At 66.6% G+C, this 8,825-nt stretch carries 7 protein-coding genes; all 7 read right to left on the bottom strand.

What is annotated here, in order from left to right; all coding sequences use genetic code 11:
- Positions 1-230: 230 nt before the first annotated feature.
- The 7 genes from AC1D1T_RS26985 to AC1D1T_RS26955 all read right to left on the bottom strand — a co-directional run bounded on the left by AC1D1T_RS26985 (position 231) and on the right by AC1D1T_RS26955 (position 8,681).
- Positions 231-1,406, bottom strand: a complete 1,176-nt coding sequence (locus AC1D1T_RS26985; protein WP_477843011.1) for an acetyl-CoA C-acyltransferase — start codon at positions 1,404-1,406, stop codon at positions 231-233.
- A 15-nt stretch (positions 1,407-1,421) separates the two neighbouring features.
- The gene (locus AC1D1T_RS26980) at positions 1,422-3,515 is read right to left on the bottom strand and encodes a 3-hydroxyacyl-CoA dehydrogenase NAD-binding domain-containing protein (RefSeq protein WP_465111945.1); all 2,094 of its coding nucleotides are present in this window, start codon (positions 3,513-3,515) and stop codon (positions 1,422-1,424) included.
- Positions 3,516-3,624: 109 nt separating this feature from the next.
- Positions 3,625-4,320 carry an ABC transporter ATP-binding protein gene (locus AC1D1T_RS26975; protein WP_477829031.1) on the bottom strand — a complete coding sequence of 232 codons (696 nt, stop codon included), beginning with the start codon at positions 4,318-4,320 and terminating at the stop codon, positions 3,625-3,627.
- A gap of 2 nt (positions 4,321-4,322) precedes the next feature.
- A complete protein-coding gene (locus AC1D1T_RS26970) occupies positions 4,323-5,093 on the bottom strand; it encodes an ABC transporter ATP-binding protein (protein ID WP_477843007.1) in 771 nt (256 codons plus the stop codon).
- Positions 5,090-6,424: a branched-chain amino acid ABC transporter permease gene (locus AC1D1T_RS26965; protein WP_477828440.1), complete on the bottom strand. Its 1,335-nt coding sequence runs from the start codon at positions 6,422-6,424 to the stop codon at positions 5,090-5,092. Before AC1D1T_RS26965 ends, AC1D1T_RS26970 begins: the two co-directional genes overlap by 4 nt.
- On the bottom strand, positions 6,421-7,368 hold the full coding sequence (locus AC1D1T_RS26960; protein ID WP_465111944.1) for a branched-chain amino acid ABC transporter permease: 948 nt from the start codon (positions 7,366-7,368) through the stop codon (positions 6,421-6,423). Before AC1D1T_RS26960 ends, AC1D1T_RS26965 begins: the two co-directional genes overlap by 4 nt.
- A gap of 65 nt (positions 7,369-7,433) precedes the next feature.
- Positions 7,434-8,681 carry a branched-chain amino acid ABC transporter substrate-binding protein gene (locus tag AC1D1T_RS26955; protein WP_047510295.1) on the bottom strand — a complete coding sequence of 416 codons (1,248 nt, stop codon included), beginning with the start codon at positions 8,679-8,681 and terminating at the stop codon, positions 7,434-7,436.
- Positions 8,682-8,825: the final 144 nt, after the last annotated feature.

The raw sequence follows: 8,825 nt of genomic DNA, 5'->3' as shown, positions 1-8,825 counted from the left end.
GCGCCAATAAGGAGGGGGCGCCGGAGCTGGCTGGTTTCATGGCCCGCGCGCGCAGCGCGCTTCGTGAACTGACTGTCGCCCACTGTTTGACCACAACGAACGAAGTGAGTGGCGGGAGTTTGGGCGACGGGTCATGAAACCAGCCAGCGCAGGGCAGTCCTCGCCCCGCCAGGGGCGAGGACCGCACCCGACGGCGCGCCACAGCCTCCCCACCCGCGCCTGACACACGGTCACAGCACCTCGAACACCCCAGCCGCCCCCATCCCGCCACCGATGCACATCGTGACGCAGACCCGCTTGGCCCCACGGCGCTTGCCCTCGATCAGTGCATGGCCGGTCAAGCGCTGACCACTGACGCCATACGGATGGCCGACAGCAATCGCGCCGCCGTTGACGTTCAAGCGGTCCATCGGAATTCCGAGCGTATCGGCGCAATACAGCACCTGCACCGCGAACGCTTCGTTCAGCTCCCACAGGTCGATGTCCTTCACGGACAACCCGAGGCGCTTCAGCACCTTCGGCACCGCGAACACCGGTCCGATGCCCATCTCGTCCGGCTCGCAACCCGCCACCGCGAAGCCGAGAAAACGCCCCAGCGGCTTCAGGTTGCGCTGCTGCGCCAGCGCCTCGCTCATTACGACGCAGGCGCCCGCGCCGTCGCTGAACTGGCTCGCATTGCCCGCCGCGATCAGCCCGCCCGGCAGCGCCGGCTTGATGCCCGCAATGCTCTCGGCCGTCGTGCCATAGCGCAGCCCTTCGTCGACGCTGATCGTCACTTCCTTGCTGCGCAGCCCCATCACCGGGTCGGCCACGCCCGCGGTCACCGTGACCGCCACGATCTCGTCGGTGAACTTGCCGGCATCCTGCGCCGCACAGGCCTTCTGCTGGCTCGCCGCCCCGTAGGCGTCCATCCGGTCGCGGCCGATCTTGTAGCGCTTGGCCACCTGCTCGGCCGTCTGCAGCATGCTCCAGTAGATCTCCGGCTTGTGCTCGCGCAACCACGGGTCGGCACCCATGTGCCGGTTGGCCTCGTTCTGCACGCACGAGATGCTCTCGACGCCGCCGGCCACGTACACGTCGCCCTCGCCGGCGATGATGCGCTGCGCGGCCATCGCGATGGTCTGCAGGCCGCTCGAACAGAAGCGGTTCACGGTCACGCCGCTGGTCGTGATGGGCAGGCCCGCGCGCAGCGCGATCTGCCGTGCGATGTTGCTGCCGGTCGCGCCCTCGGGCGTCGCGCAGCCCATGATCACGTCGTCGACCTCGGCCGGCGCGATGCCCGCGCGCTCGACGGCCGCCTTCACGGCGTGCCCGCCCAGCGTCGCGCCGTGCGTCATGTTGAAGGCGCCCTTCCAGCTCTTGGCCAGCGGCGTGCGGGCGGTGGAAACGATCACTGCATTGGTCATGGTGTGTGCCCCTGATCAGGAGAAAGTCTTGCCTTCGGCCACCAGGCGCGCCAGCAGCGGCGCCGGTTGCCAGAACGCGGCGTCGTCATGCGGGTTCTGCGCGAAGCGCTTCATCGCCGCGGCCACGTTGAACAGCCCGACGGTGTCGGCATAGCACATCGGGCCGCCGCGGTGCAGCGGGAAGCCGTAGCCGGTGAGGTAGACCATGTCGATGTCGCTCGCGCGCAGCGCGATCCCCTCCTCGACGATCTTCGCGCCCTCGTTCACCAGCGCATACACCAGCCGGTGCACGATCTCGTCATCGCTGATCTTGCGCGGCGTGATGCCCAGCTCGGCCCGGTGCTTCTCGATCATCCCGTCGACCAGCGCGCTCGGGATCGCATCGCGCTTGCCCGGCACATAGTCGTACCAGCCGGCACCGGTCTTCTGGCCGAAGCGGCCCATCTCGCACAGCAGGTCGGCAGTCTTGCTGTAGCGCAGGTCCGGCTTCTCCAGGTAGCGCCGCTTGCGGATGTACCAGCCCACGTCGTTGCCCGCCAGGTCGCCCATGCGGAACGGGCCCATCGCGAAGCCGAACTTCTCGACGGCCTTGTCCACCTGCTGCGGCGTGCAGCCCTCTTCCAGCAGGAAGCCGGCCTGGCGCGAGTACTGCTCGATCATCCGGTTGCCGATGAAGCCGTCGCACACGCCCGACACCACGCAGGTCTTCCTGATCTTCTTGCCCAGCGCCATCACGGTGGCCAGCACGTCCTTCGCGGTCTTCTCGCCGCGCACCACCTCCAGCAGCTTCATCACGTTGGCCGGGCTGAAGAAGTGCGTGCCGATCACGTCCTGCGGACGCTTCGTGAACGACGCGATCTTGTTGACGTCCAGCGTCGAGGTGTTGCTCGCGAGGATCGCGCCCGGCTTCATCACCTCGTCCAGCGTCTTGAAGACCTGCTCCTTCACGCCGATGTCCTCGAACACCGCCTCGATCACCATGTCGGCGTCCTTCAGGTCGGCATAGTTCAGCGTCGTGCTCAGCAAGGCCATGCGGGCATCGAGCTTGTCCTGCTTCAGCTTGCCCTTCTTGACCTGCGCGTCGTAGTTCTTGCGGATGATCGCGACGCCCTTGTCCAGCGCCTCCTGCTTCATCTCGAGCATCACGACCGGGATGCCGGCGTTCAGGAAGTTCATCGCGATGCCGCCGCCCATCGTGCCGGCACCGATCACCGCGAGCTTCTTCACGTCGCGCACCGGCGTGTCGGCCGGCACGTCGGGGATCTTGGTCGTCGCACGCTCGGCCACGAAGGCATGGCGCAGCGCCCGGCTCTCGGGCGTCATCATCAGCGCGATGAAGGCCTCGCGCTCCTGCTTCATGCCTTCGTCGAACTTCTTGTAGACCGAGGCCGCGACCGTCTCGACGCACTGCAGCGGTGCCGGGAAGTTCTTCGACATTGCGCCYACGGTGTTGCGCGCGAACTGGAAGAATGCGTCGGGGTTCGGATGCTCGGCCTTCAGGTTGCGCACCAGCGGCAACGGCCGCTTGTCTGCGACCTCGGTCGCGAACGCCACCGCACCGGCGAGCAGGTCGCCGTCGATCATCCTGTCGAACAGCTTCTGCCCCGGCGCCATCGCGAGCAGCTCGCTCTTCACCGGCTCGCCGCTGACGATCATGTTCAGCGCATTCTCGACACCGATCACGCGCGACAGGCGCTGCGTGCCGCCGGCACCGGGCACCAGGCCCAGCTTGACCTCGGGCAGCGCCACCTGCGTGCCGGGCGCGGCCACGCGGTAGTGGCAGCCGAGCGAGAGTTCCAACCCGCCCCCCATGCACACGGTGTGGATCGCGGCGACCACCGGCTTCGTGCAGGCCTCCACCGCGAGGATCACGCTCAGCAGGTTCGGCTCCTGCAGTGCCTTCGGCGAGCCGAACTCGCGGATGTCGGCGCCGCCCGAGAAGGCCTTGCCGGCGCCGGTGATCACGACAGCCTTGACCTTGCCGTCGGCCTGGGCCTTGTCGAGCCCGTCGGTGATGCCCTTGCGGGTGTCGTAGCCGAGGCCGTTGACAGGCGGGTTGTCGAGCGTGATCACGGCAACCGGGCCGCGAAGTTCGTAGGTGGCGCTCATGCAGAGTCCTCCGGTGGTGGAGAGTGGGAATAGAACGATCGTTCGATTCTAGGAAGGAATCGTGGCGGGGTGATGTCTCGTCAGCGACAAACCCGGATCGGCGTCCGGGTCAGACCTCGAGCCACTCCTTGCGAATATAGGCGTTCGACTTCAGCTCGGTCGGCGTGCCCTCGAACACGATCCGCCCGTGCCCCATCACGTAGCAGCGCTGCGAGATCTCCAGCGCGATGGTCAGCTTCTGCTCGACCAGCAGCACCGAGACGCCGCGCCGCTTCAGCTCGTTCAGGTACTGCGCGACCTGCTCGACGATCTTCGGGGCCAGGCCCTCGGTCGGCTCGTCGATCATGATCAGGTCCGGGTCGCCCATCAGCGTGCGGCACAGCGTCAGCATCTGCTGCTCGCCCCCCGACAGCACGCCCGCCTCGGTGTGCTGGCGCTCCTTCAGCCGCGGGAACATCGCGTACATGTCGTCGAACGACCAGCGCGGCGATTGCTTTCCGCGCTTCTCGCCGAGCAGCAGGTTCTGGTGCACCGTCAGCTTCGGGAAGATGTCGCGGTTCTCCGGCACGTAGCCGATGCCCTGGTGCGCGATCTCGAAGGCCTTCAGCCCGAGCAGCTCGCGTCCACCCCAGCGCACCGAGCCCTTCCCGTCGACCAGCCCCATGATCGCCTTCACGGTGGTCGAGCGGCCCGAGCCGTTGCGGCCCAGCAGGCTGACGATCTCGCCGGGCTTCACGTCCAGCGTCACGCCGTGCAGCACGTGGCTCTTGCCGTAGAACGCATGCAGGTTGTCGAGTTTCAGCATCGTCACGCCCCATGCGCCGCGAGGACCGAGCCCAGGTACGCCTCCTGCACCCTCGCACTCGCCCGCACCGCCTCCGGCACGTCGAACGCGATCACCTCGCCGTACACCAGCACCGCGATCTTGTCGGCCAGGCCGAACACCACGCCCATGTCGTGCTCCACCGTCAGCAGCGTCTTGCCCACCGTCACCTCGCGGATCAGCTGGATGAAGCGCGTCGTCTCGCTCTTGCTCATGCCGGCGGTCGGCTCGTCGAGCAGGATCACGCTCGCGCCGCCGGCGATCGTGATGCCGATCTCCAGCGCGCGCTGCTCGGCATAGGTCAGGTTCATCGCCTGCACGTCGCGCTTCTTGTCGAGCTTGATCATGCGCAGCACCTCGTCGGCGCGGTCGTTCGCGTCGCGCAGGTCGGCGAGGAACTTCCAGAACGCGTAGCGGTAGCCCATGCTCCACAGCACCGCGCAGCGGATGTTCTCGAACACCGACAGCCGCACGAACAGGTTCGACACCTGGAAGCTGCGCGCGAGGCCCATGCGGTTGATCTCGTACGGCTTGCGGCCGGCGATCGAGGCCCCGTTCAGCCGGATGTCGCCGGTGCTGACGCCGAAGCGCCCGCTGATCAGGTTGAACAGCGTCGACTTGCCGGCGCCGTTCGGCCCGATGATCGCGATCCGCTCGCCGGGTTTCACGCTCAGCGACGCGCCGCGGATGATCTCGGTCTTGCCGAAGCTCTTGCGCACATCGGTCAGCTCGAGTGCAAAGGGATGCGCGCTCACAGGGCTTCCCTCCGCTTGATCTCTTTCTCGATCTCCTGCTGGGTCTGGTCCCATTGCCGCTTGAACTCGCGCCGCGCCAGCTCGAACATCGCGATGCCGACCGCCATCACGAACACCGCACCGAACCAGCTGTCCAGGCCCTGCACGTTCAGCGTGCCGCCCATGAAGCGCAGCGTCGGGCCGAGCGCCGAGTTGAGCTGCACGTGGTAGATCATCTCGACGATCGCCGCCGCACCCGCCAGCGCCACCGCGGCCGTGCCGCCGAGCGCCAGGTACGACGACGCGAGCCGGCGCAGCTTGCCGAAGGCCGCGACGCGCAGGTTCATCATGATCAGGCTCGAGATGCCGCCGGGCGCGAACATCACCATGAACATGAAGACGAGCCCGAGGTAGATCTGCCAGGCCTTCGTGATCTCGGAGAACAGCACGAAGGCCAGCACCAGCAGCACCGCGCCGATGACCGGCCCGAAGAAGAAGAACGCGCCGCCGAGAAAGGTGAACAGCAGGTAGCTGCCCGAGCGGAAACCACCCACGGAATCCGCCGTGACGATCTCGAAGTTCAGCGCCGTCAGCCCGCCGCCGATGCCGGCGAAGAAGCCGGCGATGACGAACGCCAGGTAGCGCACCACCTGCGTGTTGTAGCCGACGAACTCGACGCGCTCCGGGTTGTCGCGCACCGCGTTCAGCATGCGGCCGAGCGGCGTGCGCGTCAGCGCATACAGCGCGGCGGTGCAGACGAAGCAGTAGACCGCGATCAGGTAGTAGACCTGCACCTGCGGCCCGAAGGTGATGCCCAGCACCGCCTTGCCGGCCACCCGGTTCGAGCTKACGCCGCCCTCGCCGCCGAAGAACTCGGGGAACATCAGCGCCATCGCCGCGACCAGCTCGCCGACGCCCAGCGTGATCATCGCGAAGGTGTTGGCCGATTTCTTCGTCGTCACCCAGCCGAGCAGCGCCGCGACGCCCGCGCCGGCCAGCCCGCCGACCAGCGGCACCAGGCTCATCGGCAGCGGCAGCCCGCCGGCACCGATCAGGTTCATCGCATGGATCGCGAAGAACGCGCCCAGCCCGACATACACCGCATGCCCGAAGCTCAGCATGCCACCCTGGCCGAGCAGCAGGTTGTAGCTGAGGCAGATGATGACCATGTAGCCCATCTGCGACAGCATCGTCATCGCGAGGCCGCTGGTGAACAGCATCGGCGCGACGATCAGCAGCAGCGCGAACACGCCCCACACCACCCAGCGGCCGACGTTCCACGGGCGGAAATGAATGCGCCCGCCCGCCTCGCGATCCGCCACCCGCTCGACCGACTTCAGCACGGCACTCATCCTTCGCGCGTCCCCATCAGGCCCTTCGGGCGGAAGATCAGCATCAGCACCAGCAGCAGGTACGGCAGGATCGGTGCCACCTGCGAGATCTTCAGCTTCAGCAGCGGGTAGCCGAAGGTCTCGGGCGTGATCGCGAGGCCTGCCCACTGCAGCGCGCCGAGCGCCGACTGGTCGAGCGCGACCGCGAAGGTCTGGATCAGCCCGATCAGCAGCGACGCGACGAACGCGCCGGCCAGCGAGCCCATGCCGCCGACCACGACGACGACGAAGATGATCGGCCCGACCGCGCCGGCCATCGTCGGCTCGGTGACGTAGGCGTTGCCGCCGATCACGCCGGCCAGCCCGGCCAGCGCCGCGCCGCCGCCGAACACCCCCATGAACACCAGCGGCACGTTGTGGCCGAGCGCCTCGACCATGTCGGGGTGCGTCAGCGCGCCCTGGATCACCAGCCCGATGCGGGTGCGCGACAGCAGCAGCCACACCGACACCAGCATCAGCAGCGCGACCCCCATCATGAACGCGCGATACATCGGGAACTGCGTGCCGTACAGCGTGAACAGCGGGCCGTCGAGGACCGCCGGCACGCGGTAGTCGACCGCCGAGCGGCCCCAGGTCAGCTGCACCAGCTCGAGGATCACGAACGACAGCCCGAACGTGATCAGCAGCTCGGCGACGTGGCCGAAGCGATGCACCCGACGCAGGCAGAAGCGCTCGAACAGCGCGCCGACCACGCCGGTGAGCAGCGGCGCGACCACCAGCGACGGCCAGAAGCCGAGGAACAGCGTCGTCGTGTATGCGAAGTACGCGCCCAGCATGTAGAAGCTCGCGTGCGCGAAATTCAGCACGCCCATCATGCTGAAGATCAGCGTGAGGCCGGAACTCAGCATGAACAGCAGCAGCCCGTAGCTGATGCCGTTCAGCAGCGATGTGGTGAAGAACTCCATGGATGCGTCAACAAAAATCCCGCGGCGACCGGGTGGTCGACCGCGGGATTGTCAGTGGATGGGATTCAAGCTCCCGGACGCTTCATCTGGCACGACGTGGGCGTGCTCGACACGTACGGCTCGTAGAACTTGTCCGGCACGAAGGTGTAGCCGGTGCCTTCCACGTTGTACTTGTTCTTCGCATCGACCTTGCGCCAGGTGCTCAGGTACAGGCCCTGCTGCATCTGGTGGTCGGAGGCGCGCATCGTGATCTCGCCGCTGAAGCCCTTCACCGTCAGGCCTTCCATCGCGGCGGCCACCTTCACCGGGTCGGTGCTCTTCGCCTTGGCCATCGCGGCCGGCAGCATCGTGAAGATGTTGTAGATGTCGGTGGTGAAGAAGTCTTCCTTGAACTTCTTGTTGAACTCCTCGCCGACCGCGGCGATGTCGCCCGGGATGTTGTGGTGGGCGTACGCGATCATCTTGACCTTGCCCTCGCCGGCCGCGCCGATCGCGGTGGGCGTGCCGATCACGCTCGCGTAGTAGGTGTAGAAGTTGACGTCGAGGCCGGCGTCCTTCGCGGCCTTGATCAGCAGCGTCAGGTCCTGGCTCCAGTTGCCGGTGATCACGGTGTCGGCGCCGCTCTGCTTGATCTTCGCGACGTAGGGCGAGAAGTCCTTCACCTGGCCGAGCGGCGTCAGGTCGTCGCCGACGATCTGGATGTCGGGGCGCTTGCGGGCCAGCGTCTCCTTCGCGAACTTCGAGACCTGCTGGCCGTGCGAGTAGTTCTGGTTGATCAGGTAGACCTTCTTGATGGACGGCTGGTCCTTCATGTAGGTCGTCATCGCCTCCATCTTCATCGAGGTGTCGGCGTCGAAGCGGAAGTGCCAGTAGTTGCACTTGCTGTTGGTGAGGTCCGGGTCGACCGCGGAGTGGTTCAGGAACACGATCTCCTTGCCCGGGTTGCGCTCGTTGTGCTTGGACACCGCGTCGATGATGGCCGCTGCCGCGCCCGAGCCGTTGCCCTGCGTGACGTAGCGGAAGCCCTGGTCGATGGCGGCCTTCAGCACGTTCAGGCTTTCCTGCGGCGAGGCCTTGTTGTCGAAGCCGACCACCTCAAAGGTGACGCCGGCCGGGTTCTTCTTGCCGCTGATGCGCTCGGCCATGAACTGGAAGCTCTTCAGCTGGTTCGCCCCGAGACTCGCGAACGGCCCGGACAGCGGATCGATCCACGCGATCTTGACGGTTTCGCCGGCCTGCGCGAAGGCGATGCCGGCGTGCAGCGAGAAGGCCGCCGCCACTGAAAGGCCGAAAAGCTTTCTGGTGAATTCCATGGCTTCCTCGCGGGTTGATTGCGACAACGGCGAACAGTAATGGAACACGGTGACTGACTGTTTGAGGGACTACCCGACAGGGCGTGTCGCGCGTGGGACATTTGAGGGTTGACGGGCTTGCACAGTTCTGCGCGAGCAAGGGCG

It is taken from the genome of Rhizobacter sp. P2_H3, from assembly GCF_056403355.1.
Note: the sequence above shows the minus strand (reverse complement) of the source record. Positions and strands in the feature narration are given on the sequence as shown.

Coding starts and splice junctions, on each gene's coding strand:
- AC1D1T_RS26985 (WP_477843011.1), bottom strand. CDS start 1,406: ATGACCAATGCAGTGATCGTTTCCACCGCCCGCACGCCGCTGGCCAAG.
- AC1D1T_RS26975 (WP_477829031.1), bottom strand. CDS start 4,320: ATGCTGAAACTCGACAACCTGCATGCGTTCTACGGCAAGAGCCACGTG.
- AC1D1T_RS26960 (WP_465111944.1), bottom strand. CDS start 7,368: ATGGAGTTCTTCACCACATCGCTGCTGAACGGCATCAGCTACGGGCTG.
- AC1D1T_RS26955 (WP_047510295.1), bottom strand. CDS start 8,681: ATGGAATTCACCAGAAAGCTTTTCGGCCTTTCAGTGGCGGCGGCCTTC.